The organism is Streptococcus sp. 29892 (assembly GCF_032594935.1).
Classification (GTDB): Bacteria; Bacillota; Bacilli; order Lactobacillales; family Streptococcaceae; genus Streptococcus; species Streptococcus hyiners.
In genome coordinates this window covers 601,351-626,527 of record NZ_CP118734.1, presented here as the reverse complement: position 1 = coordinate 626,527, position 25,177 = coordinate 601,351, and the positions used below count along the sequence as shown (strand labels likewise).

Below are 25,177 nucleotides of genomic sequence, written 5' to 3'. Positions count from 1 at the left end.
ATCTTATCCCTCCAAGGCTGTTTTCAAATCTGCAATCAAGTCATCCGCATCCTCAATGCCAATAGACAGACGGAGCAAGTCATCCGTTAGTCCGTAAGAATGGCGGGTTTCAGCTGGAATATCTGCGTGGGTCTGAGTGGCTGGGTAGGTAATCAAGCTCTCCACTCCTCCCAAACTTTCCGCAAAGGTAAAGACCTCTAGGGTATTGAGAATGTGAGGAATGCGACCTTCATCCGCTACCTTGACAGAAATCATGCCACCCTTGCCCGTGTAATAGACCTGCTTAACAGCTGGGCTGGCTTGCAAGTAGGCGACAATCTTCTGGGCATTTTGCGTTGACCGTTCCATACGCAGAGAGAGGGTTTTCAGTCCACGCATGAGAAGGTAGGCATCTAGGGGCGAGAGGGTTGGACCTGTGGTATTTTGGTCATAGAAGAGTTTGTCGTAGAGAGCTTGGTCATTGGTCATGAGCACACCTGCCAATACATCATTATGCCCTGACAGGTACTTGGTCGCAGAATGCAAGACCACATCGGCTCCAAGAGTAAGAGGATTTTGGTAGATAGGGCTGTAAAAGGTGTTATCGACAATCACCTTGGCTCCTTTGGCATGGGCGACAGCCGAAACCTTAGCAATGTCAAACTCGACCATGAGAGGATTGGTCGGTGTTTCAAGGAAAACATAATCTGTCTGGTCTGTGATGGCAGCTAGGAGCTCTTCCTCGGTGTTGGCATAGGTGAAGCTAAAGCGCCCCAACTGCTCCTGCTCATTGAACCAGCGGAAAGAACCTCCGTAAAGGTCACGCGCCGCAACTACCTTGCTGCCAACAGGAAAACCGTTAAAGAGCAAGACCAGGGCAGCCATACCAGAACTGGTCACCAGGGCATAATCAGCCTTTTCAATGGCCGCTAAGGTCTTCTCCAAGCTAGCTCTGGTCGGATTCTTGGTCCGCGTATAGTCAAAACCTGTCGATTGACCAAATTCAGGATGCTGATAGGTGGTCGAAAGGTGGATAGGGGAAATCAAGGCCCCTGTTTTTTCATCATTGTTAATACCCGTTCGGGCTAGTATCGTATCAATCTTATAGTCTGTCATTACAAATACCTCATTCTAACTTATTAACTAGTCTAGCATGAAACAAAGTATTTGGTATGAAAAACCTCAAAAAAGACTTATAGAAAAATCACAAGTCTTGTTATAGTTTTTCTTTATAACACGACCTACTTTTTGTTTACATATAAATACTTGAAAACCTACAACTAAGTTGATATAATAAAAAAAAGAGAGGTGATTGCTTATGAAATTCCAGTTTAACAAGCATTTCTATCGGTACAGTGCCTTTTATTCTATGATTTTTTGGATATGTTTTTTACTGCCCGATTTCTTTAAGGACAGTTCTCCAAGTCCAACTTGGTATGTCCTATTAGCCTTTCTGATTATTTTTTTCAATGCCATTCGGGCCTTCTTCTTCAAGGAAGAAAAGGAGCTCACTCGCATGGGCTACATCTTTCATCTGGGAATGATTGTCGTCATTATTTACCTGAAATTCATTTTGGGTAGGTAGATTGGAGCCTACTATGTTTAAAAAATTCAATACAGCCTTCTATCGGACTTGGGAATTTTATTTCTCTATCATTTGTATCCTACAAGTGATGGATGCTGCTCTACGTGGATCATTTTGGTTTATCCGTTTTCTCCAGCTTGCTCTCGGGCTCTATGCTGGCTATCTGGCCTTCTTTAAACCACGCAGTTGGATTAAAAAAACATGGCATATTTTTCTAGTCATTGGCTTTATTGTCAGTTGGACAATCATTTACTTATTTATATTGTGAGGATTTTTCTATGTTTAAGGAATTTAATAAAGAATATTATCGGAGTTTGAATTTTTATCTCATGATACTGTTATTGCTGGGGAGTATCGGAGAATGGCTAAATAAGGGACCTAGCCTCTGGCTTACACTCTTGCTCTTTGCTACGGTCGGTACTGCCCGTAGTGCCTTTTGGTCTAAAGAATGGACCCTGAAAGCAAATTGGCAAATCTATCTCTGTATCGCCTTCTTGCTGGTCGGGGCTTGGATTGAATTTTTTAGTTAATGGTTGAGAGCGAGGTCTTCGCTCTTTTTTCTTCCAAAATGGACAGAGATTTTCTGATAAAGATGGTATAATAAAATCATGCAAAAAATTGAGTTATTAGACGGAGAGCGGATTGACCAGCTCTTCTCGACAGATGTTCAGATTATTCAAAATCGAGAGGTGTTTAGCTACTCGATTGACAGCGTCCTCCTCTCACGTTTTCCAAAAATGCCTGCTCAGAAGGGGCTGATTGTTGATCTTTGTAGTGGAAATGGGGCAGTGGGCCTCTTTGCCTCCACACGCACCAAGGCGTCTATCATTCAGGTTGAATTGCAGGAACGGCTTGCTGACATGAACCGCCGTTCCATCGCCCTCAACGGTCTGGAGGAGCAGCTTTCGGTCATCAATGACGACTTGGCAAATCTACCCCAGTATGACCTGCGGTCCAAGGTTGATTTGATGCTCTGCAATCCTCCCTATTTCAAGGTAGATAAAGACTCAAACCTCAATGAAAGCGAGCATTATCTTCTGGCCAGACACGAGATTGCGACCAACCTAGACAGCATTTGTCAGGTGGCCCAACAGGTGCTCAAATCCAATGGTCGCTTGGCCATGGTTCACAGACCCGACCGATTTTTAGATATTTTGGACAGGCTGAAAACCTACAAGCTAGCTCCCAAACGCATCCAGTTTGTCTATCCCAAGGCCAGCAAGGAGGCCAATATGTTGCTGATTGAGGCGATAAAGGACGGCTCGATGGACGGGCTGCACATCCTGCCACCTCTGGTTGTCCATGAGGAAAATGGCAACTATACTCCGGCTATTCGTGAGATTTATTATGGAAAATAAGGCCTACTTGTATGTTTTGGAATGTGCCGACGGAAGTCTTTATACTGGCTATACGACTGATGTGGAGAAGCGGCTTGCTACCCATAATCGTGGGAAAGGGGCCAAGTACACCCGCGCACGCTTGCCTGTCAGCCTGCTCTATCAGGAAGCCTTTGCCAGCAAGCAAGAAGCCATGTCTGCCGAGGCTTTGTTTAAGAAACGCAGTCGGCAGAGTAAATTAGATTATATCGCAGAAAGAAGAAAAAATGATACAAAATAAGAAACAAATCCACCGCCTTCGCATCATTTGGCATATTTTGAGAGTGACTGGTTTTTCCACTTTTCTCACTTCCTTTTTCAGTTTTATCTTTCTAGCAGCTGGATTACTGCTCTGGTTGGAGCCTGACTTTACTAGCTATGGGGACAGTCTATGGTACAGCTTTGTGACAGCGACTACGGTAGGTTATGGAGATTTGCTGGTCACCACTGCTTTTGGACGGATTATCAGTATTATCCTAGCTATTTACGGCATTCTCTTTTTGGGGAGCCTGTCAGGCATCGTGGTTAGCTACTACACTGAAGTTAGCAAGCATTATTCTTTAGCAATCGAACAGGACAAGCAAAAAACTGGCTCTTAAGAACCAGTTTTTTCTTGTTTTTGATGCATTTACGATCCTTTATGAATAAACTGAGTTTCAACCAATTCTTTATAGAGTTTATTCCTTGATAGTAATTCTTGGTGAGTACCGAAGTCATGTACCTCTCCTTCTCTTATTAAATAAATTGAATCAGCATTTTGAATAGTAGATAATCTATGAGCAATTATTAAGACAGTCTTCTTACTAGACAAATCTTTAATTAATTGTTGAATTTTTGACTCGTTTATACTATCTAAATTTGATGTAGTCTCATCCAATAATATTATGTCATTTGGAGAAATTAAGGCTCTAGCTAATGATAGCCTTTGTTTTTCACCACCACTCAAAGTGATTCCAGACTCCCCTATTACTCTATCTAGTATTTCTTCAGTAGGAATATCCTGAAAAAGATTAACCAAATTAAGTGCATACAAGCAGTCAAATCTTGAAGCATTTTGATTAGCAATTTGTAGATTCTCAAGTACTGTTCCAGAAAAGATTGAAGCATTTTGTTCCACAAAGGTTATCTTTGAACGAAGAACTTTAATTGGCAAATCATAAATATTATTTCCGTATAATTCTATTGACCCATTATCTGAATCATAAAATCTTTCAATAAGTTCAAATATAGTTGTTTTTCCTGAACCAGACGGTCCAACTAATGCTGTCACTCCCGGACTATTAACTGAAATATCAATCTTGTTTAGAATATTTTTATCAGAATTGTCTTTATATTTAAAGGTTAAATTTTTAATTTGCAAAGCCTGATTTCCTCTTTTATCAAGAACATCTAAAGAATTTACATCTTCTTCTATCGGAAGTTCCAATGCAAGTTTAATTCTCGAATAAGCTCCCAATCCCTCATTCATTGATGATAATACTCCTCCTAACATTGCAGCTGGAGTCAGTACTAGCATCACATACATTATAAAGGCACTTAAATTTCCAATAGATATAAGCCCTGTAGCCACTCTAATTGAACCAATTCCAATAATCGTTATAAGCATTATTTGAAGTGCTATATTGGAAAAACCACTTATAATTGATTTAAAAATAGCTACTTTTTTACCAATTTTTGTCGCATTAGTTACAACACCACTCATTCTTTCAACAAAAATATCTTCTGATAAAAATGCTCGAATAGTCCTAATCCCCCGCAAACTTCGTTCCAACTCAGAGGATAACTCTCCAACCACTTCTTGTAAATCCTTCGCAATCGGTCTCGTTTTTTTTCCAAGCAATAAGCCACACATTAAAAGGGAGAGAACGGCTAACAAAGATATACCAAATAATTGAACATCAAGATAAAACATCATAATTAATGCAAATATCATTGTAAATGTTTGCGATACCAATTCTACTATTCCTTGACTCAAAATCCCCCTTAACTGGGCTGTATCTGCACTCAAGATTGATGCTAAATCCCCAATCTTTTTAGTATCAAATACTTCAATCTTATATTTTATTGATCGATTTACAATTTGAATTCGTAAACTACTCACTAAACTTTCACTAATACTCTCCAATATATACTGCTTAATTGAGTTAAGGAATGCAGATAACAATACTATTATGGAGAAAAATACTACAGTTTCCCCCAAAATATTATCGTTAATATTGTCGATAATTTTTGAAAGAAGTATTGGTTGAAAAATTGATAATGTCGACGAAATCAGTGCAATAACCAAAGCAATACTTATAGCAATTTTATACGGTTTTAGTAATGTTAAAAATTCTCTGAAAGTGACTTCTGAATCTTTTTGACTATTCATTTTTCAACCTCTTTTTGACTTTCAAATAGATTAATAGGAATAGAATCAAATTCCATAATAATAATATGGTATGACTAGAAGACATTGCTGATATTTTGAAACTTTCAGAAATAGTTTCATAATAAATGTATGGTAATACTCCAGGAAATACACGTTCAATATAGGGTATAACCAATATTGGAAATAGCAACAAAGTAGCTAACGCTGTCATCGAACTCTTAAAAAATAAAGTTAAATAATATGCAATGAAGAAACACAAAACGCTACTTAATAGATAAGAGATAAACTGTATTACGCTAACTTCTTTAATAGTTCCTTTAAAAATGAAGTAACTTACGATTAATAAAAATGATAGAATAGCTTGTAATACACAGTCTATCAATTCAACCAAAATGATTTTTTGTGTACTGCTATTTTTGTTTCCAATTAATAAATATACTATTTTAGATTCTGGATTCTCAACTTCCATAGAGCCATTTACCAGCCCGCCTATCATAAATAAGTAAGATGTAATTACAAGGATTTGATTAATTGATAATACAATGTCATTATCATTAATTTTAAATGTTATCAAACTAAGAATACAGGTAAATAGAATAAGTAATAATTGACTTAAAACTTGTATTTTCACTGCACTCAAACTATATTTTTTATAAATAAGACCATATACTGTTTCATCCATATTTCTTGTCCTTCTGATTTTTATACCAATCTTTAATATACATCATGATAGTTACTATTGACGCTTGACTCAATAATAAAAACAAACCATACATTTCCGAAGGATTGTTATTTTCTACTCTTCCAAATGCAAATGACTTTGCACCTATTAAGGGTAATACATTTTCAAGTGTCGGAGAAACGACTCTCAATATTCCGGATAAGGTTATAACAAGAAGACTTACTATAACAACAACAGATGGAATCGGCTTTCTTGTTATTTTTACCAAAAACATTGAAAGCAATGTCAAAGTTATGGAAAAGATAATGATTCTTAATGTTACTTCTAAAATAAGACTTATGTTGAGATAATCTTGTAATGTTTCATCTAACATCACATAGAGCATTGCACTATTTATTAGAGATAAAACAAGAGTCAAGGAACTGGCTACAATCATTGCAGAACAAATCTGACCTGTTAAAACCGTCTGCCATTTTGGTGTCAATAATTTAGTTAATGATTCCTGGCCAAATTTGTACTCCGTTGATAGAATCAGTGCAAATAAGATTGGAAGAAATAGAATACTAGATTGATACGGTGAAGATAATATCGCATCTCTTACCGTTTGAAACTCCGTTAATTGACTAGTCGTATCTTCAAGTAAAAGAATCTCTGTATCACCATTTGCTATGGCATTAATTACTTGAATATTTTGAAAGGTAAAGAATATACTGATTCCAATCACAATCGCTACACCCAACCAAAAAAGAGGCAATGATAGTATTTTGTGTAATTCACTACGCGTATTTTTCATAAAATATTACCCCTTTTCGTTTGTAACAGATCTAAAATATGCTTCCTCAAAAGAGCCATATTCTTCAAGAACATCTTTACTGCTGCCATCAATAACTACCTTACCATTAGATAAGCCAACAATTTTATCAACCGTAAGTTCTAACTCATTCATATAATGACTTGTGATAAGTACAATTTTGTCATCCTTTACAAATTCTCTCAGAAACTCTCTAACCCATCTAATTCCATCTGGATCAAGTCCATTAATCGGTTCATCCAAAATAAGTATTTTAGGATTCGCTAAAATAGCCGTAGCCAGTCCCAATCTTTGTTTCATTCCAAGAGAGTAGTCTTTTATCTTTTTATTGCCAACATCCTGAAGACCAACTATTTTTAAACATTCTAAACATCTCTGCTTGTCTATACCACTAGTTAAAGCAATCCACCTCAAGTGATGATAGGCCGTCCTTGTTGGATTGGGTTGAAAACTATCTAGAAATGCTCCTACATATCTGAAGGGATATTTCCCCAATTCTCGATAATTTTTTCCATCAAAAGTCGCTTTGCCTTCATCTGGAGAAATCAGACCAAGTAATATTTTTATTAGAGTTGATTTACCAGACCCATTTGGTCCAATTAGTGCCGTTACTTCTCCTTTTTTAGCCGTAAACGAGATTTCTGAAAGAACCGTTTTCCCACCAAAACCTTTGCTAATTTTCTCAATTTGTATCATTTATCTTTTCCACCTTTTACAAATATATGTCATTAGAGATGAAGCTCGTCATCTACAATTCATATTCTACAAAACAACTATCAGAAAATTATCAGAATTTCAGATTATTTGTAAATATTTTTATCCATTACAGTCGTACACTAAACCAATGGAATTGCTAATTCGTTGACTTTTCATACCAGAACATTCAAGTAAATATGATACAATATACTTGTACTACATTTTCAAAGGAGAGTCGTTCATGAAATATAAAGTCCTGGTCATAGATGATGATATAGCTATTTTAAGATTGGTTAAAAATGTGCTAGAAAGTAAACATTTCGTCGTTGAGACACGAACAACTATTCCAGAAATTGATATATGTCATTTTATCGGCTATGACTTAATTATTTTAGACATCATGATGCCCCACAGTGGAATTGAAATCTGTAAGTATATCCGAGAATTTATTCCTGTCCCAATCATATTTCTAACAGCCAAAAATTTAGAAGAGGATATTGTATATGGCATACAGTCCGGTGCAGATGACTATATCACAAAGCCATTCAGCATACCTGAACTAGTAGCAAGAGTACAGATGCATATCAGGAGAGAAGTACGTAATAACCATCCTAGTGAGATTCTGCAATTTGGACCTCTCACAATAGATAAAATTAAAGAAGAGCTTAGAATTGCAGATATACATATTCCCACTACAAAAAGGGAGTTCCAATTAATTTTGTTACTCTCCAGCAATCCAAATAAAACATTTTCAAACGACGAACTTTTTGATTATCTTTACCCTCATGATTCTGAAACACAAGGGAGATCAATTACAGAGTATGTCTACCAAATTAGGCAAAAATTAAAACCTTATGAAATGAATCCAATTAAAACAATCTGGGGAGGTGGTTATCAGTGGATAACGCTCTGACTTTTAACCAACTGATTAAACAGACATATTTTAAGATTTTAAGACAATTCCTTATTAGTCTTTTTCTATTTTATTTGCTACCAATGTTGTTTACTGCATTTACTAATATTACTGAAAAAAATGCAGGTGCATTTACCATCTATTTTAGTACGATTTCTTGGATTTATATTAGTCTCATTTTGTTTTCTATTATTGCTAAAAATATTAGCGAACTTTTAGAAAAGATAAAGCAAGAAACAAACATTGTTTATAATCAAAGTTTACTGGTTGATACAAATGAACAGGACTCAGCTGAGTTGACCTTAATGGAATTGATTGAAACGAGACAAAAAATTCAGGAAATGCAGTCAACGATTAGAAAAATGATTCAATCTGAAAAACAACAAAAAAAGGAGCTGATGTTTCAAGTTTCGGCTGCAGCACATGATCTGAAAACACCATTAACAGTTATTCAAGGAAATGCTCAATTTTTACAATCTATGGATATTCCTGGAAATATCGGGCAATGTTTAGGAGACATCGAACTTGCTAGCCAACAACTGAATAGATACTTTAACCAACTCATCAATTACTCTAAAACATTCTATAATGATACTTCCAATTGGGAAAGGTTGTCTACGGATTACTTACTTGAATTATTTGAACAAGAAATTAAGCTGATAACGGATAAAAAGGCTACTATTCAATTTTCGAACAACCTAGAAACCTCATTATATTTAACGCTTAATCTCAACCTATTCCTACGAGCCATTCTAAATATTACCAATAATGCGATCGACCATTCCAAAAGCAATTATCCAGCAATAAGAGTAGACTACAAGTTAATAGATAATAAATTTTACATTTCCATATGGAATAGCGATTCTTCATTCTCGGAGAATTTTCTCGAGAAATACGGGTTACTATTCTATCAAGACAAACAGGCAATAGATTCAGAGCAAGGAAATCATTTCGGAATTGGATTAGCATTTGTTAAACGGGTAGCGAAGATTCATGGGGGACAAGTAAACTTAAGAAATTGTGAAAATGGGGTACTCGTTGACCTCGCTATTCCTATTTAACTTACTACTCAAGGTTCATCCTATTTTATCAACAAACTTTTTCACCAAATCATAGTCTAATATACCTATGCAAAAAATTGAGTTATTAGACGGGGAGCGGATTGACCAGCTCTTCCCAACAGGTGCTCAAATCCAATGGTCGCTTGGCCATGGTTCACAGACCCGACCGATTTTTAGATATTTTGGACAGGCTGAAAACCTACAAGCTAGCTCCCAAACGCATCCAGTTTGTCTATCCCAAGGCCAGCAAGGAGGCCAATATGTTGCTGATTGAGGCGATAAAGGACGGCTCGATGGACGGGCTGCACATCCTGCCACCTCTGGTTGTCCATGAGGAAAATGGCAACTATACTCCGGCTATTCGTGAGATTTATTATGGAAAATAAGGCCTACTTGTATGTTTTGGAATGTGCCGACGGAAGTCTTTATACTGGCTATACGACTGATGTGGAGAAGCGGCTTGCTACCCATAATCGTGGGAAAGGGGCCAAGTACACCCGCGCACGCTTGCCTGTCAGCTTGGTCTATCAGGAAGCCTTTGACAGCAAGCAGGAAGCTATGTCTGCCGAGGCTCTCTTTAAGAAACGCAGTCGGCAGGGTAAATTAGATTATATTGCAGTGATGACTAAAAAACCTCGACCCAAATAGGTCGAGGTTTTAGCTTAAAATCTTTCTAAAATCCGATCAATTTTAGCCATCGCCTCTTCAAAAATAGCCTGAGCCTGACTTGGATTGGCAGATTGCCCTTCGATAAAGACCTGATGAATGTCTTCAAAGCCTAAAAATTCAAAGATAGACTTGATGTACTGAGCAGCTGGATCTTGACCTGCATAAACACCACCATTGGACTGAATGTGCAGGAGCTTTTTGTCCTTGACCAAACCGATAGAGCCTTCTGGTCCATACTTGAAGGTCAGACCTGCTACATTGATGGTATTGACCCAGGACACCAGCTGACTCGGTACATTGAGGTTCCATAGAGGATTAACGACAACAATCTTATCCGCCATAAGAAATTGCTGGGTCAAGGCATTGTAACGGTCCAATTGTTTTGCTTGCTCAGGACTGATGCTCTCGCCTTTTTTAGCTGCTCCCATTGCTTCAAATAGGGGCTTGTCCAAGGCTGGAATTTGGTCTTCAAAGACATCAACTACTTCTATCTTATCTTCTGAATGCAAACTAGCGTATCGTGCTTGAAATTCCTCCAAGGCCCGCAAGGCATAGGATTTCTGTGCATCGAGGGGATGGGCTTTTACAATCAGTAGAGTTGCCATAATATTTCTCCTTGTTATCACTAATTATCGGTAGTTCTATTCTACTCTTTTTGATTTGAATTTCAAATCACCTGCTCACAGCAAGAGGCTGGTCAACCAGCCTCTGCTTCTCTTGTTTGTTTCTTATTTTAAATAAGTATAAGCAACACAGCCTAAACTATCAACAGCCGTAAAACCGAGTGCTTCATAGAATGACCTTGTTTTCTCAGCATTATCCGTCAAAAGATGAAGCTGATAAATACCTGGAAAGTGTGCAATAGCTTGTTCCATGAGTTGGCGTCCAATCCCTTGTCGCTGATAAGCGGGCAGGACTAAAATATCCTGAATGAAAACAATGGAATAGCCATCACCTACTGCTCGTAACATACCTACAAGTTGCTCTCTATCAAAGGCAGCCAAAACCAATAGAGTATTTTCTAGGGCATTTTGCAACATATCTGGACAAGCAGTGTAGTTTGTCCAACCCACAGAGGCATAGAGGTCCAGGACAGCTTGAAAATTGAGTTGAGGATTTTGTTTGTAAGTAATCATATTTTTCTCCTTTGTATTGTTTTTTAGAATACAAAGTCTTTATCCATTGCCAAAATACCCATGATCAACCCTCCCTATTTCACTGTCTTTAGTATAGCAGAAAAACAGCAATTGTTAAAGGATTTGATAGGAATTTCGGGACATTTGATGGTCTTCTAAGCGGAATTCCGGTGCAAAAAAAAACAAGAGAGGAAAATCCTCTCTTGTTCAGGTACACTGAGAACTACTCTTCTCTCCGAACTTTCACAACCATACCGAGTGTAGCTAGTAACAAGCTAATTCCTGCCATCAGGACAGTGTCTGAATGACTATCACCTGTATTCGGCAAAGTGCTTTGGCTTGTTTTTTCTGCTATCGGTTTACCGGACAGTCCTGATGAAGCTGGTACAGTAGGGGAAACTGGAGCCACAGGCTTCACTGGTTCCGCCGGTTGAGTTGGAAGAACTGGTGGAGTTGGTTGAGTTTGTTCTGGTACTACCGGTTTTTCTGCTACATAAGTAATCGGCACATCATTTGTTGGATCAGATGGGATAGGTGGCATGTTGTAACCCTTGCTTGGATCACTCGGATCAACTGGGGTCAACGGAGTGACACCGTCTGGTCCAACTGGAACATAGCCTGGAATATGCGGTAGAACTGGTAGGTCGGTACCTGGTTTACTTGGATCCGTTGGGTGGTTTGGATACGGAATTGGGGTCAGTGGCTGACCTGGGATGTTTGGTACCCATGCACCGATTGGAACGTAGATGTAGCTTACAAGTGTACCACCTTCTGGGATAGTACCTGTTTGGTTACTTGGATAGTCTTTCAGAAGGTAGCCTGGAATAACCTTAGCTTCACTAGTGTACGGTTCTCCAACCTTACCACTGCTCACGACTGGTGGTACCAGATTATTTCCTTCTTCATCTATGTAGCGAACAATGACTGTTGCCACTTTCGGTTCTTCTGCCACATAAGTAATCGGCACATCATTTGTTGGATCAGATGGGATAGGTGGCATGTTGTAACCCTTGCTTGGATCATTTGGATCGACTGGGGTCAACGGAGTAACACCGTCTGGTCCAACTGGAACATAGCCTGGAATATGCGGTAGAACTGGTAGGTCGGTACCTGGTTTACTTGGATCCGTTGGGTGGTTTGGATACGGAATTGGGGTCAGTGGCTGACCTGGGATGTTTGGCACCCATGCACCGATTGGAACGTAGATGTAGCTTACAAGTGTACCACCTTCTGGGATAGTACCTGATTGGTTACTTGGATAGTCTTTCAGAAGGTAGCCTGGAATAACCTTAGCTTCACTAGTGTACGGTTCACCAACCTTACCACTGCTCACGACTGGTGGTACCAAATCATTTCCTTCTTCATCCATGTAGCGAACAATGACTGTTGCCACTTTAGGTTCTTCTGCCACATAAGTAATCGGCACATCATTTGTTGGATCAGATGGGATAGGTGGCATGTTGTAACCCTTGCTTGGATCATTTGGATCGACTGGGGTCAATGGAGTGACACCGTCTGGTCCAACTGGAACATGACCTGGAACATGCGGTAGAACTGGTAGGTCGGTACCTGGTTTACTTGGATCCGTTGGGTGGTTTGGATACGGAATTGGGGTCAGTGGCTGACCTGGGATATTTGGCACCCATGCACCTAGTTTCTTATAAACTACAGTAATCGACTGATCCTCATCTGTCGCAGTAACTGTGTGAGCGGCTACACTTGCTGTTTCTGTATAGTATCCCAAGATGATTGGAGATGGAACAGCTGGCACAGTCTGAGCCTCAGACCAAGCACCATAAGTTACTTGGCCAGTTACAAGATTAACAGTAGCACTTCGTTTAAAGCTTGCTGTCTGCGTAACGATTAGCGGATTACCATCTGAATTCAAGACTGGGCTTCCATCCTCATACACATACTTGATGGTCCGTGTCACTGTTTGATTGAGGTCACTTTCCTTCAAGCCATCTGGCCATTTCGGTCCGTTTGGATTATTCGGATCCACTGGCGTGCCTGGTGTTGGTGGATTTGACGGATCGACAGGAACAACCTTAGCTTTCACAACGACAGTGAAGGTCTGAGGGGTATCCTTATCTGTGTCAAATACTTGTCCACCTTCCTTAGTGAAGCCATCTGTCACGACTTCATAACCTTGGTTGGTCAATTCGGTAATACGAGCTGTGGTGGTGTAGTTAATTGGCTCACCTGACTTACCGGTCACTTCATCAATGCCACCCAACTGTTGACCATTCTCATCTTGATAGGTGATGGTCGCTTTCTGAATATCCTTGACATAGGTTACGGTAACTTCTGTGTCTGTAGCAGTCGCCGGAACATCTTGAACAGCTGCCACACTTGCCTTGTCTGGGGTGTAACCTGCAATAGCTGGGGTGTCTACTTTGTCGAAGTCATCATCAGCTGAGGTCCAGTCGCCATAAGTCACTTCTTTAGTTACCAGGTTAACGGTCGCTGTACGCTTGTAGGTCAGAGTTTCGACTACATCTGGCTGTGCTTCTGAGCCATCTTCGTATTGGTACTTGATGGTCCTTGTCACTGTTTGATTGAGGTCACTTTCCTTCAAGCCATCTGGCCATTTCGGTCCGTTTGGATTATTCGGATCCACTGGCGTGCCTGGTGTTGGTGGATTTGATGGATCGACAGGAACAACCTTAGCTTTCACAACGACAGTGAAGGTCTGAGGGGTATCCTTATCTGTGTCAAATACTTGTCCACCTTCCTTGGTGAAGCCATCTGTCACGACTTCATAACCTTGGTTGGTCAATTCGGTAATACGAGCTGTGGTGGTGTAGTTAATTGGCTCACCTGACTTACCGGTCACTTCATCAACGCCACCCAACTGTTGACCATTCTCATCTTGGTAAGTGATGGTCGCTTTCTGAACATCCTTGACATAAGTCACTGTAACTTCTGTGTCTGTAGCGGTCGCCGGAACATCTTGAACAGCTGCCACACTTGCCTTGTCTGGGGTGTAACCTGCAATAGCTGGCGTATCTACCTTATCGAAGTCATCATCGGTTGAAGTCCACTTGCCATAAGTCACTTCTTTAGTTACCAGGTTAACGGTCGCAGTACGCTTGTAGGTCAGAGTTTCGACTACATCTGGCTGTGCTTCAGAGCCATCTTCGTATTTGTACTTGATAACTCGTGTGACGGTTTGATTGAGGTCACTTTCCTTCAAGCCATCTGGCCATTTCGGTCCATTTGGATTATTCGGATCCACTGGCGTGCCTGGTGTTGATGGATTTGACGGATCAACAGGAACAACCTTAGCTTTCACAACGACAGTGAAGGTCTGAGGGGTATCCTTATCTGTGTCAAATACTTGTCCACCTTCCTTGGTGAAGCCATCTGTCACGACTTCATAACCTTGGTTGGTCAATTCGGTAATACGATCTGTTGTGGTGTAGTTAATTGGCTCACCTGACTTACCGGTCACTTCATCAACGCCACCCAACTGTTGACCATTCTCATCTTGGTAAGTGATGGTCGCTTTCTGAACATCCTTGACATAGGTTACAGTAACTTCTGTGTCTGTAGCGGTCGCCGGAACATCTTGAACAGCTGACACACTTGCCTTGTCTGGGGTGTAACCTGCAATAGCTGGCGTATCTACCTTGTCGAAGTCATCATCGGTTGAAGTCCACTTGCCATAAGTCACTTCTTTAGTCACTAGGTTAACAGTCGCAGTACGCTTGTAGGTCAGAGTTTCAACGACATCTGGCTGAGCTTCTGAGCCATCTTCGTATTGGTACTTGATGGTCCGTGTGACGGTTTGATTGAGGTCACTTTCCTTCAAGCCATCTGGCCATTTCGGTCCATTTGGATTAGTCGGATCCACTGGCGTGCCTGGGGTTGGTGGATTTGACGGATCAACAGGAACAACCTTAGCTTTCACAACGACAGTGAAGGTCTGAGGGGTATCCTTATCTGTGTCAAATACTTGTCCACCTTCCTTAGTGAAGCCATCTGTCACGACCTCATAACCTTGGTTGGTCAATTCGGTAATACGATCTGTGGTGGTGTAGTTAATTGGCTCACCTGACTTACCGGTCACTTCATCAACGCTACCCAACTGTTGACCATTCTCATCTTGATAGGTGATGGTCGCTTTCTGAACATCCTTGACATAGGTTACAGTAACTTCTGTGTCTGTAGCGGTCGCCGGAACATCTTGAACAGCTGCCACACTTGCCTTGTCTGGGGTGTAGCCTGCGATTGCTGGTGTGTCTACCTTATCGAAGTCATCATCGGTTGAAGTCCACTTGCCATAAGTCACTTCTTTAGTCACTAGGTTAACAGTCGCAGTACGCTTGTAGGTCAGAGTTTCGACTACATCTGGCTGTGCTTCTGAGCCATCCTCATACACATACTTGATGGTCCGTGTCACTGTTTGATTGAGGTCACTTTCCTTCAAGCCATCTGGCCATTTCGGTCCGTCTGGATTAGTCGGATCGACTGGCGTGCCTGGGGTCTGTGGATTATCTGGAGTGGTTGTAACAACCTTCTCTCTAAACACAACTGTGTAAACCTGTGGACTGGTTGTATCACGGTCAAATGTCGCATTAGTTGGGAAGTTGTCTTGCACCAACTCATAGCCACGTTCCTTAATCAAGGCAATGGTATCTGCTGTGCTGTATACAATTGGTTGATCTGCTAGACCAGTTACTTCATCAGCTGGAGAGAGAACCTTATTGCTGCCTTCTTCCAAGTATTGGATGACTGCCTTCTGTTCAAGGGCCTTGTAAGTAATAACTGTTGGCTGAGTTGGGTCAGTCGGTACTGGTGGGATGTAGTTACCATCTGGATCCTTAGGCAATTCATTTCCATCTGGTCCAACTGGGACATAGCCATCCACTTTCGGAATTGCTGGGGTCGGAGTTGGATCCGCCGGCTTGGTTGGGTCGGTCGGATGGTTGTCGTAAGGAATTGGTGGAACTGGGTCTGTACCTGTTGGAGGAGTGATGGTCCAAGAGCTGAGGGCCTTGTAAACGACAATCTCATCCACATTATCTGTCGTAGCACTTGCTTCAATGGCTTCTGCCGTTGCGCTTGGTGTTACTGTCTGGTTATTTCTAGTTGCGGTGACAGCCACATAACCAGTCACCAATGGTAGTGTCTGGCCTTCCAGAGTCGAATCGCCATCCTTAGCTACCCAATCCGTGTAGGTCACTTGTTTGGTCACGTGGTTGTAGCTACCAGTCCGTTCGAAGGTGACTGAATTGGTCTTGGTTTCGGTAGTCGGAGCTGGTTGACCATCGACAGTATCCAATTTGTAAGCCACTGTACGAGTGATGGTCTTGGTCACTTCTTCCCAACGTGGTCCGTCTGGATTATTCGGATCCACTGGCGTGCCTGGGGTCTGTGGATTATCTGGGGTGGTTGTAACAACCTTCTCTCTAAACACAACTGTGTAGACCTGTGGACTGGTTGTATCACGGTCAAATGTCGCATTAGTTGGGAAGTTGTCTTGCACCAACTCATAGCCACGTTCCTTAATCAAGGCAATGGTTTCTGCTGTGCTGTATACAATTGGTTGATCTGCTAGACCAGTTACTTCATCAGCTGGAGAGAGAACCTTATTGCTGCCTTCTTCCAAGTATTGGATGACTGCCTTCTGTTCGAGGGCCTTGTAAGTAATGACAGTTGGCTGTGTTGGGTCAGTCGGTACTGGTGGGATGTAGTTACCATCTGGATCCTTAGGCAATTCATTTCCATCTGGTCCAACTGGGACATAGCCATCCACTTTCGGAATTGCTGGGGTCGGAGTTGGATCCGCCGGCTTGGTTGGGTCGGTCGGATGGTTGCCGTAAGGAATTGGTGGAACTGGGTCTGTACCTGGTGGAGGTGTGATGGTCCAAGAACTGAGAGCCTTGTAAACGACAATCTCATCCACATTATCTGTCGTAGCACTTGCTTCAATGGCTTCTGCCGTTGTGCTTGGTGATACTGTCTGGCTATTTCTAGTTGCGGTGACAGCCACATAACCAGCCACCAATGGTAGAGCCTGGCCTTCCAGAGTCGAATCATTATCCTTAGCTACCCAGTCCGTGTAGGTCACTTGCTTGGTCACGTGGTTGTAGCTACCAGTCCGTTCGAAGGTGACTGAATTGGTCTTGGTTTCGGTATTCGGAGCTGGTTGACCATCGACAGTATCCAGTTTGTAAGCCACTGTACGAGTGATGGTCTTGGTCACTTCTTCCCAAACTGGTCCGTCTGGATTATTCGGATCCACTGGCGTGCCTGGGGTCTGTGGATTATCTGGGGTGGTTGTAACAACCTTCTCTCTAAACACAACTGTGTAGACCTGTGGACTGGTTGTATCACGGTCAAATGTCGCATTAGTTGGGAAGTTGTCTTGCACCAATTCATAGCCACGTTCCTTAATCAAGGCAATGGTTTCTGCTGTGCTGTATACAATTGGTTGATCTGCTAGACCAGTTACTTCATCAGCTGGAGAGAGAACCTTATTGCTGCCTTCTTCCAAGTATTGGATGACTGCCTTCTGTTCGAGGGCCTTGTAAGTAATGACAGTTGGCTGTGTTGGGTCAGTCGGTACTGGTGGGATGTAGTTACCATCTGGATCCTTAGGCAATTCATTTCCATCTGGTCCAACTGGGACATAGCCATCCACTTTCGGAATTGCTGGGGTCGGAGTTGGGTCCGCCGGCTTGGTTGGGTCGGTCGGATGGTTGCCGTAAGGAATTGGTGGAACTGGGTCTGTACCTGATGGTGGAGTGATGGTCCAAGAGCTGAGGGCCTTGTAAACGACAATCTCATCCACATTATCTGTCGTAGCACTTGCTTCAATGGCTTCTGCCGTTGCACTTGGTGATACTGTCTGGCTATTTCTAGTTGCGGTGACAGCCACATAACCGGTCACCAATGGTAGTGTCTGGCCTTCCAGAGTCGAATCGCCATCCTTAGCTACCCAATCCGTGTAGGTCACTTGTTTGGTCACGTGGTTGTAGCTACCAGTCCGTTCGAAGGTGACTGAATTGGTCTTGGTTTCGGTAGTCGGAGCTGGTTGACCATCGACAGTATCCAGTTTGTAAGCTACTGTACGAGTGATGGTCTTGGTCACTTCTTCCCAACGTGGTCCGTCTGGATTAGTCGGATCTACTGGCGTGCCTGGGGTCTGTGGATTATCTGGGGTGGTTGTGACAACCTTCTCTCTAAACACAACTGTGTACTCCTGTGGACTGGTGGTATCACGGTCAAATGTCGCATTAGTTGGGAAGTTGTCTTGCACCAACTCATAGCCACGTTCCTTAATCAAGGCAATGGTTTCTGCTGTGCTGTATACAATTGGTTGATCTGCTAGACCAGTTACTTCATCAGCTGGAGAGAGAACCTTATTGCTGCCTTCTTCCAAGTATTGGATGACTGCCTTCTGTTCAAGGGCCTTGTAAGTAATAACTGTTGGCTGAGTTGGGTCAGTCGGTACTGGTGGGATGTAGTTACCATCTGGATCCTTAGGCAATTCATTTCCATCTGGTCCAACTGGGACATAGCCATCCACTTTCGGAATTGCTGGGGTCGGAGTTGGATCTGCCGGCTTGGTTGGGTCGGTCGGATGGTTGCCGTAAGGAATTGGTGGAACTGGGTCTGTACCTGGTGGAGGAGTGATGGTCCAAGAGCTGAGGGCCTTGTAAACGACAATCTCATCTACATTATCTGTCGTAGCACTTGCTTCAATGGCTTCTGCCGTTGCGCTTGGTGATACTGCCTGGTTATTTCTAGTTGCGGTGACAGCCACATAACCAGTCACCAATGGTAGTGTCTGGCCTTCCAGAGTCGAATCGCCATCCTTAGCTACCCAGTTCGTGTAGGTCACTTGCTTGGCCACATGGTTGTAGCTACCAGTCCGTTCGAAGGTGACTGAATTTGTCTTGGTTTCGGTAGTCGGAGCTGGTTGACCATCGACAGTATCCAGTTTGTAAGCCACTGTACGAGTGATGGTCTTGGTCACTTCTTCCCAACGTGGTCCGTCTGGATTAGTCGGATCCACTGGCGTGCCTGGGGTCTGTGGATTATCTGGAGTGGTTGTAGTCGTTTTTTGAACCAACTCAAATATAAACTCTTGAGGCACATCTTTTTCTGTATCGTACAGGGTAGCTGGACTGTAAGCCTGCTTATTGGTTACTTGATAGCCAGATTTTTCATATAAGTTCACTAATGGAGTGACATCATAACCAATCTCTTCACTAGATTTGCCAGAGAGTGTGATGGTATTTAATTCATTCCTAGCTTGTGGATTTGTTACATCAACAAAGCGAATAATTGCCTCTTGTTTGTCTTTTTGATAAGTAACGACTTCCACAATATCTGGAGCTTCTGCTTCAACAGTTCGAGGGTTTTCAGTGACCGTCGCCTCAGCTACAAGGGAATCTGAGGTAGCCCCTTTGATAGAGTAACCTTCTATGGTTGGCAATGGATTACCTGCTAATTCCTTGTCACTATTAACCGCCTCCCAAGAGCCTAGGTTAACTGCCCCTGTTACCAAATTAACTGTAGCAGTTCGTGTGAAGCTAACTGTATCTTCAAATACAGACGACACTGGTGCTCCCGCTTCATCTACATAAGAAATAGTCCGCTTCACTTCATCTTTGGTTACAATTCCACTAACTGAATCTGGCCACTTCGGTCCATCTGGATTATTCGGATCGACTGGCGTACCTGGTGTTGGTGGATTTGATGGATCGACAGGAACTACTCTTTCCGTCAAATGGTAAATAAACTCATCATGACTATTTGGATCTGGAGAGAACAAACCTTCCTTGTCATAATTTGAAATATCGCTGACTTCATAGCCTTGCTGTCTAAATTCTTCAATAATCGCTGCTGTATCAACTGTAAATTTATCACCTGTTTTACCAGTCAACGGAATCTCTCTAACAAGCACTTCTTGACTAGGATCCGTTACATTGATAAAGCTAATTTTACCAAGCTGTGCATCCGGAGTATAAACAACAATCTCCGTAATATTATTATCAAGATGAGTGACCGTTTTATTGCGTGTTGTTGAAAGTGGCAAGACTTCCTCATCATTTGCAGTCGCCTTAGTTGCAGTGTAGCCTAGTACATCTGGTAAAGCATGACCCTCTAAAGTCGCATCGCCATCCTTAGCTACCCAATTCGTATAGGTAATCTGATTGCTTACAAAATTATAAGTACCAGTGCGTTCAAAGGTAACCGTATTGGTCTGACTGCTAGTTCCTGGTGCTTCTGGTCCATCAACTGTGTTCAATTTATAGGAAACTGTACGAGTGATGGTCTTGGTTACTTCCTCCCAACGAGGACTATCTGGAATGCTTGGATCCACTTGATCACCTGGAGTCTTCGGTTGATCTGGAGTTGTGACAGTTGTTTTAGGACGGAATAAAATATCCCAGTTCTGAACTCGCGCCGTTTCCGTATCAAAGCTCTTATTCGCTTCGTTTGCAAATTCATCCTCAACCAGTTCATAGCCACGCGCTATGATTTCAGCAATTTTGGCAGCTGTTGTATAAGTAATTGGTGCAGAGGAGTAACCAATCTCCTGATCTTTGGCCAACTCTGGTCCATCAACGACCCTGTATGTAAATGTCGCCAGTTGCTTATCATGTTCACGATAGACAATCGTAATGGTTTCATCCACTGCCTCAGCAGGAACATCTGTGCGCTCCGCCACCTTATCTTGACTTGCTGTATAATTCGGAATGTCTGGAGAAGTTACCAGTGGGAAATCATTATCCGTAGATTCCCAAGGACTGTAGGAAATTTCCCCTGTCAATGGGTTTGCTGTTGCTGTGCGTGTGTATTGAAGAACCTTTTCAACACTGGTACTTGCTTCACTACCATCTGCATAAACATAACGAATGGTCCGCTTAACCGTTTCTCTCAACTCATCTTCAGGGACGTCAATAACCTTAGGTACATAGGTAGTGGATACTTTTGTACCGTTGACATCCGCAATCGTAATGGTAACACCATTAGCTAGTCCAACAAAATCTGGCTCTGGGGTAAAGGTAATCGTGCCATCACCATTCAAGCGATAAACACCCTCACCAGCCACTTGCACACTGTCTACTTCCTGACCTTGTTGATTGATAAGTTTACGACTCGCAGGATTTAAGGCCACAACCTCTGTATCTGGATCATATACCTTATCACCATTCAAATCAATCTGCCCAGCAGTAAAGAAGTCACTCCTAGAAGTCTGCTCAGCTCCTTTTAGGCCGTAAGTCTTATCTGGATCAGCAATTGGGCGAACTTCAATGACATTTGGTGAATAAGTTGTTACAACCGTGCTACCATTACTATCTGCTTGACGAACATTAACTGGGGTCGGACTGCCATAGTAATTCGGTAACGGTGTAAAGGTGATACTACCATCCGGATTTAAGACATAGCTACCCTGATTAGGCACGTCTACCCTTGTAGCTGGCTGACCACTTGCATCAAGTAAGGTCAAGCTACTTGGTACCAATTCACCTACACCATCAATTGTAGAACCTTTAGCAAAGGTCGGACGACCAGTCTGCTCTTTTCCTTGCAAACCAACAGAAGTCGCAGCAACTGCTGATGGACTAAGTGGCGTTATTGTAGGAGTGTAGGTAGCTGTCGCAGCAGAGCCATTGACATCCTTGGCTTGTACAGTTACAGGCAACAAACTACCAATATAGCGTTTCCCTTCATCGTTTGGTGTATAGGTAACGGTGCCATCTGTACTAGAAATCCTATACTCACCTACAGCTGTACGGACACCATTGACCATGGCATAGGCAGTTGTAGCATCAACAGGATTAGAGCCATCATCCAATAGTTTCGTTGTATTTGGATCCATAGGGACTTGAGCACCTGTGGAAGTTGTTCCAGGAACGAAAGTTGGTCTTCCTGTCTGGACAGCACCTTGGACAGCACTTGAAGTCGCATCAATTCCACTAGGAACAACGGCAACCACATGAGGAATGTAGCGACCATCCATAGTATTGGTCTGTTCTGAAATATTCGCAACTCCATGAACATCCGTAGTCGCCATCCAACCTGTTGTATAAGCTGCCGTACCAGCCTTATCTACTACAGTTCCCGTCCGGCGAATAGTGATACCCTTAGCCTGTTTGACGATACTACCATCCGTCCGTTTGGTGACAAAATTCACCTCCGGGATAAATTCAACATCTACATTCTTGCCATTAGCTGTTATCTTATACCTACCCTCTCCTGGCACAACATAATAACCATCAACTAACTCACTATCCTGAACTAATTGACCATCTTCTTTGACGATTGAAGGAGGGATTGTTTCATCGATTTTTGCAGCTGTACTTTCGTAAGCATTCTTACCATAAGCAAAAAATTCTACAGTAGCTCTCTGGGTTTCCCCTTGGCTAGCAGATGTTTCTTTTTTTGTACCGCGAGGTGGGTGGGTTAATTGAACTTGGAAGTCCTCCACCTCACCAGACAAGGCTGTCAAATGTGGGGTTAAAATATCATTTCTGTCAACCGCTATACGGACACGAACACCTAACTTCGTTAAGTCTGTATCCGTAATTTGTGGAATTCCAGTAAAGTTTAAGGTATAGGTTTTAGCCGATGTTACTTCGACCACTCCTGACGCTTCTCCATCATCGAAAATTCCATTGTTATTAAAATCAATCCATCCCTGCATATGCGCTTTGGGATTGCCATTGGCAGAAGCCTGTAATTTCAGTTCATAGCTACCATTAGAAGAATGGTGAAGGGTGTAATTATTGTTATTCTTCGCCGCGCCACTTGCCCCCAAGAGCTGAATAGGTCCTTCATCCCACTGGTTGATTAACTCATCACGATACCAAGGTGCTGCATCTGCAGGTATAGCCTCTGGCACGAAATCCAAATCAGCCATAACTGTTCCAAGGAATGGGTTCTTATCCGCAACATTAAGGTTGAGGGCATGCTTCCCTTCGCCGTAAGAGGCTGGAGCATCCCCTTCATCATAGACCATAACCCCAATCATAGCAGACTGTCTACCCATTGAAGTAATAAACATCCCTACTTCTGAAGCATTTTTAGTGAGCAAGATGGGGGTCGAATATTCCTCATTCGGAGATACTTTAGATTTCATTCGGTTGGTTACTGGACCAAAAACCTTAGTTCCTAAACCATCTACGATGGTCAAACTTCCTTCTGATGATGTCTGACCAGCAGTTGCGATTGATTCTGGAGTACCAACATTGATGTAGTCTATTGGATTAAAACGTGCCGCCCAGTTATTAGGAATACTTACATTTTCAAATTTGTCGAAATAGGCAGTCGTAATAGGGCTATAGGATGACAAGGTCAAATTATTAGATAGTTCTCCTAAGAGCTCAAAATTTTCTCCGTTAGTTGTGAAAATGACAAGTTCATCTCGCTTAGCTTCCTCTGATTCCATCAAAACAAAGTTGATTGGGACAGATTTTCCTAGATAGGTTGCTGAACCTCGGAAGACTACCCCTACATTTCCTCCATCCTTGTGGGATTGGAGAGTAACGGCTTTTTCACCAAAGTTCAGACCTTGTCTTGCTGCCTGCGACCATGTTTTATCTTGCTTCACCGCAATAATTTCGGCCTGCTCACCAGTTGCAATGACATGGTTTTTCCGATTCGCATTGAAATACTGCTCACGATCTGTTCCAGCAATCCGCTCTTTATAGATTTCAGTTGCTTCGAAAGGTTTTAAGTCAATGACTTCCAATGTCACTTCGTATCCTGGAGCAATGACTTTCTTGTATTTTGTACCAATTCGAAGCGAAGGAGCTAATTTATTACTGTCAGCTTGGTTTGGAGCAGTACCCGTTCCTGAAATCGTACTGGCATCCGAAAAATCAATCCAGGTAATCTGGTTAAGCAACTTATCCCTACTAAAACCTTGATAATTTTTGAAATTTTGATTACCTGAAAAAGCGGTGCGGTTTTCCCCAGGAATAGCCCTAAAACCACTTGTCCCTTCCGCATCGCCACTAGCTGCAACGGTCGTTTCTGTCAGCGGATTATCCTTCTCATCTTTTTTCCGAGTTACAGCAAACGAAAGAATATTAGTTTCATTTTCTGCTACGACTTTGGTTATGACATTTGGCTGACCATCTGCAAGACTATATCCTGAATCTAGCTTGTCTGCAGTGACAGTTACTTCAGTCTTTGCTACTTCATCAGTAGTCGTAACAGAAACATAGCCTACTTGACCAAGCTTCTTCTCTTCACCAGTTTCCACATCGGTTTGAACAACCTTATAAGGAATATTGACTGTACGTTCTATGACTGACTTAGCTTGAACTTCAGGAGCTTCTGCAAATGGTTGAGTGTCTGAGATAGCGCTTTCATTTTCTACTACTGTAGAAGTACTTGAATCTTTTACGACTTCCTGATTAGAAGCCGATCCTGGGTTTTGCTTAGCCTCATCACTTTCTATTTTCTCAATGCGGAAGGTTATAAGATTATCCACACCTTCAAGGATATTCACAGTCTGTTGAGCATCCTGGTCTACTACCAAACGATAGCCCTCTGGTAATGTAGATGCTACTACCAGACTGTAGCTAGCTTGCTGATCAACAGTTGTCACCTCTATGGATAAGCTTTCTGATGAAATTACCTCATTCATAGGGTCAATATAGCGGACAGTATAAGTAATAACAGCTTGTCTAGACAAAACCTCTTCTTCCACAAGGGGATCTGGTTCCGACTGGACTTCTTCACTTTGCAAAACGTCAGCTGGTTGAACTGGTTCTGTGACCACTGCTTCCTTTACATCTTCACTAACAGGCAAAAGTGTCGATGTTTCAGGCGAAACCTCTTCTGAAAGTGGCAAACCATCTGCTCTTTCTTCACTAACAACAACTTCTTGCACAGGAGGAGAAACCGGTATTTCCTCGGTAGCACTT

General features: G+C 42.1%; 17 protein-coding genes and 1 pseudogene. 10 read left to right on the top strand and 8 right to left on the bottom strand.

The window, feature by feature from the left end; genetic code table 11:
- Window positions 1–3 precede the first annotated feature (3 nt).
- Complete coding sequence (locus PW220_RS03240) at window positions 4–1,095, bottom strand: cystathionine gamma-synthase (RefSeq protein ID WP_248054630.1); 1,092 nt, start codon at window positions 1,093–1,095, stop codon at window positions 4–6.
- Between the two features lie 202 nt (window positions 1,096–1,297).
- Between PW220_RS03240 and PW220_RS03235 the strand changes: the two genes are divergently transcribed.
- The 6 genes from PW220_RS03235 to PW220_RS03210 all read left to right on the top strand — a co-directional run bounded on the left by PW220_RS03235 (window position 1,298) and on the right by PW220_RS03210 (window position 3,539).
- Window positions 1,298–1,564, top strand: coding sequence for a hypothetical protein (locus PW220_RS03235; protein WP_248054632.1), 267 nt, complete (start codon window positions 1,298–1,300; stop codon window positions 1,562–1,564).
- A 13-nt stretch (window positions 1,565–1,577) separates the two neighbouring features.
- Window positions 1,578–1,832, top strand: coding sequence for a hypothetical protein (locus PW220_RS03230; RefSeq protein ID WP_248054634.1), 255 nt, complete (start codon window positions 1,578–1,580; stop codon window positions 1,830–1,832).
- A gap of 10 nt (window positions 1,833–1,842) precedes the next feature.
- Complete coding sequence (locus tag PW220_RS03225) at window positions 1,843–2,094, top strand: hypothetical protein (protein ID WP_105118790.1); 252 nt, start codon at window positions 1,843–1,845, stop codon at window positions 2,092–2,094.
- A 78-nt stretch (window positions 2,095–2,172) separates the two neighbouring features.
- Entirely contained in the window at window positions 2,173–2,922 is a 750-nt protein-coding gene (locus PW220_RS03220) for a tRNA1(Val) (adenine(37)-N6)-methyltransferase (protein ID WP_248054635.1), read from the top strand.
- Window positions 2,912–3,181 (top strand): GIY-YIG nuclease family protein, encoded by a 270-nt coding sequence (locus tag PW220_RS03215; RefSeq protein WP_248054637.1) that lies wholly within the window; start codon window positions 2,912–2,914, stop codon window positions 3,179–3,181. Before PW220_RS03220 ends, PW220_RS03215 begins: the two co-directional genes overlap by 11 nt.
- The gene (locus PW220_RS03210) at window positions 3,171–3,539 is read left to right on the top strand and encodes a potassium channel family protein (RefSeq protein WP_248054807.1); all 369 of its coding nucleotides are present in this window, start codon (window positions 3,171–3,173) and stop codon (window positions 3,537–3,539) included. Before PW220_RS03215 ends, PW220_RS03210 begins: the two co-directional genes overlap by 11 nt.
- A gap of 29 nt (window positions 3,540–3,568) precedes the next feature.
- Here the strand turns inward: PW220_RS03210 and PW220_RS03205 are convergent, their stop codons facing one another.
- From PW220_RS03205 to PW220_RS03190, 4 genes are read right to left on the bottom strand one after another with little or no spacing between them, the layout of a single operon-like run.
- Entirely contained in the window at window positions 3,569–5,311 is a 1,743-nt protein-coding gene (locus tag PW220_RS03205) for an ABC transporter ATP-binding protein (protein WP_248054638.1), read from the bottom strand.
- Window positions 5,304–5,993 (bottom strand): hypothetical protein, encoded by a 690-nt coding sequence (locus tag PW220_RS03200; RefSeq protein ID WP_248054639.1) that lies wholly within the window; start codon window positions 5,991–5,993, stop codon window positions 5,304–5,306. Before PW220_RS03200 ends, PW220_RS03205 begins: the two co-directional genes overlap by 8 nt.
- Window positions 5,986–6,786, bottom strand: a complete 801-nt coding sequence (locus tag PW220_RS03195) for a hypothetical protein (protein WP_248054640.1) — start codon at window positions 6,784–6,786, stop codon at window positions 5,986–5,988. The genes PW220_RS03200 and PW220_RS03195 overlap by 8 nt, the downstream gene beginning before the upstream one ends.
- A gap of 6 nt (window positions 6,787–6,792) precedes the next feature.
- Window positions 6,793–7,500 (bottom strand): ABC transporter ATP-binding protein, encoded by a 708-nt coding sequence (locus PW220_RS03190; protein ID WP_172095544.1) that lies wholly within the window; start codon window positions 7,498–7,500, stop codon window positions 6,793–6,795.
- Window positions 7,501–7,741: 241 nt separating this feature from the next.
- On the opposite strand from PW220_RS03190, the gene PW220_RS03185 reads away from it, so the two are divergent.
- The 4 genes and pseudogenes from PW220_RS03185 to PW220_RS03170 all read left to right on the top strand — a co-directional run bounded on the left by PW220_RS03185 (window position 7,742) and on the right by PW220_RS03170 (window position 10,122).
- The gene (locus PW220_RS03185; RefSeq protein WP_172095543.1) at window positions 7,742–8,413 is read left to right on the top strand and encodes a response regulator transcription factor; all 672 of its coding nucleotides are present in this window, start codon (window positions 7,742–7,744) and stop codon (window positions 8,411–8,413) included.
- A complete protein-coding gene (locus PW220_RS03180; protein ID WP_248054641.1) occupies window positions 8,398–9,474 on the top strand; it encodes a sensor histidine kinase in 1,077 nt (358 codons plus the stop codon). Before PW220_RS03185 ends, PW220_RS03180 begins: the two co-directional genes overlap by 16 nt.
- A 113-nt stretch (window positions 9,475–9,587) precedes the next feature.
- Window positions 9,588–9,860, top strand: a pseudogene (locus PW220_RS03175) (SAM-dependent methyltransferase); the annotation flags it as partial.
- On the top strand, window positions 9,850–10,122 hold the full coding sequence (locus PW220_RS03170) for a GIY-YIG nuclease family protein (protein WP_248054642.1): 273 nt from the start codon (window positions 9,850–9,852) through the stop codon (window positions 10,120–10,122). The pseudogene PW220_RS03175 and the gene PW220_RS03170, both read left to right, overlap by 11 nt.
- A 14-nt stretch (window positions 10,123–10,136) precedes the next feature.
- On the opposite strand, the gene PW220_RS03165 is transcribed toward PW220_RS03170, so the two are convergent.
- The 3 genes from PW220_RS03165 to PW220_RS03155 form a co-directional block, all read right to left on the bottom strand.
- Window positions 10,137–10,748, bottom strand: coding sequence for an FMN-dependent NADH-azoreductase (locus PW220_RS03165; RefSeq protein ID WP_248054643.1), 612 nt, complete (start codon window positions 10,746–10,748; stop codon window positions 10,137–10,139).
- 123 nt (window positions 10,749–10,871) lie between these two features.
- On the bottom strand, window positions 10,872–11,279 hold the full coding sequence (locus tag PW220_RS03160; RefSeq protein ID WP_248054644.1) for a GNAT family N-acetyltransferase: 408 nt from the start codon (window positions 11,277–11,279) through the stop codon (window positions 10,872–10,874).
- Window positions 11,280–11,502: 223 nt separating this feature from the next.
- Window positions 11,503–25,143: a mucin-binding protein gene (locus tag PW220_RS03155; protein ID WP_248054645.1), complete on the bottom strand. Its 13,641-nt coding sequence runs from the start codon at window positions 25,141–25,143 to the stop codon at window positions 11,503–11,505.
- Window positions 25,144–25,177: the final 34 nt, after the last annotated feature.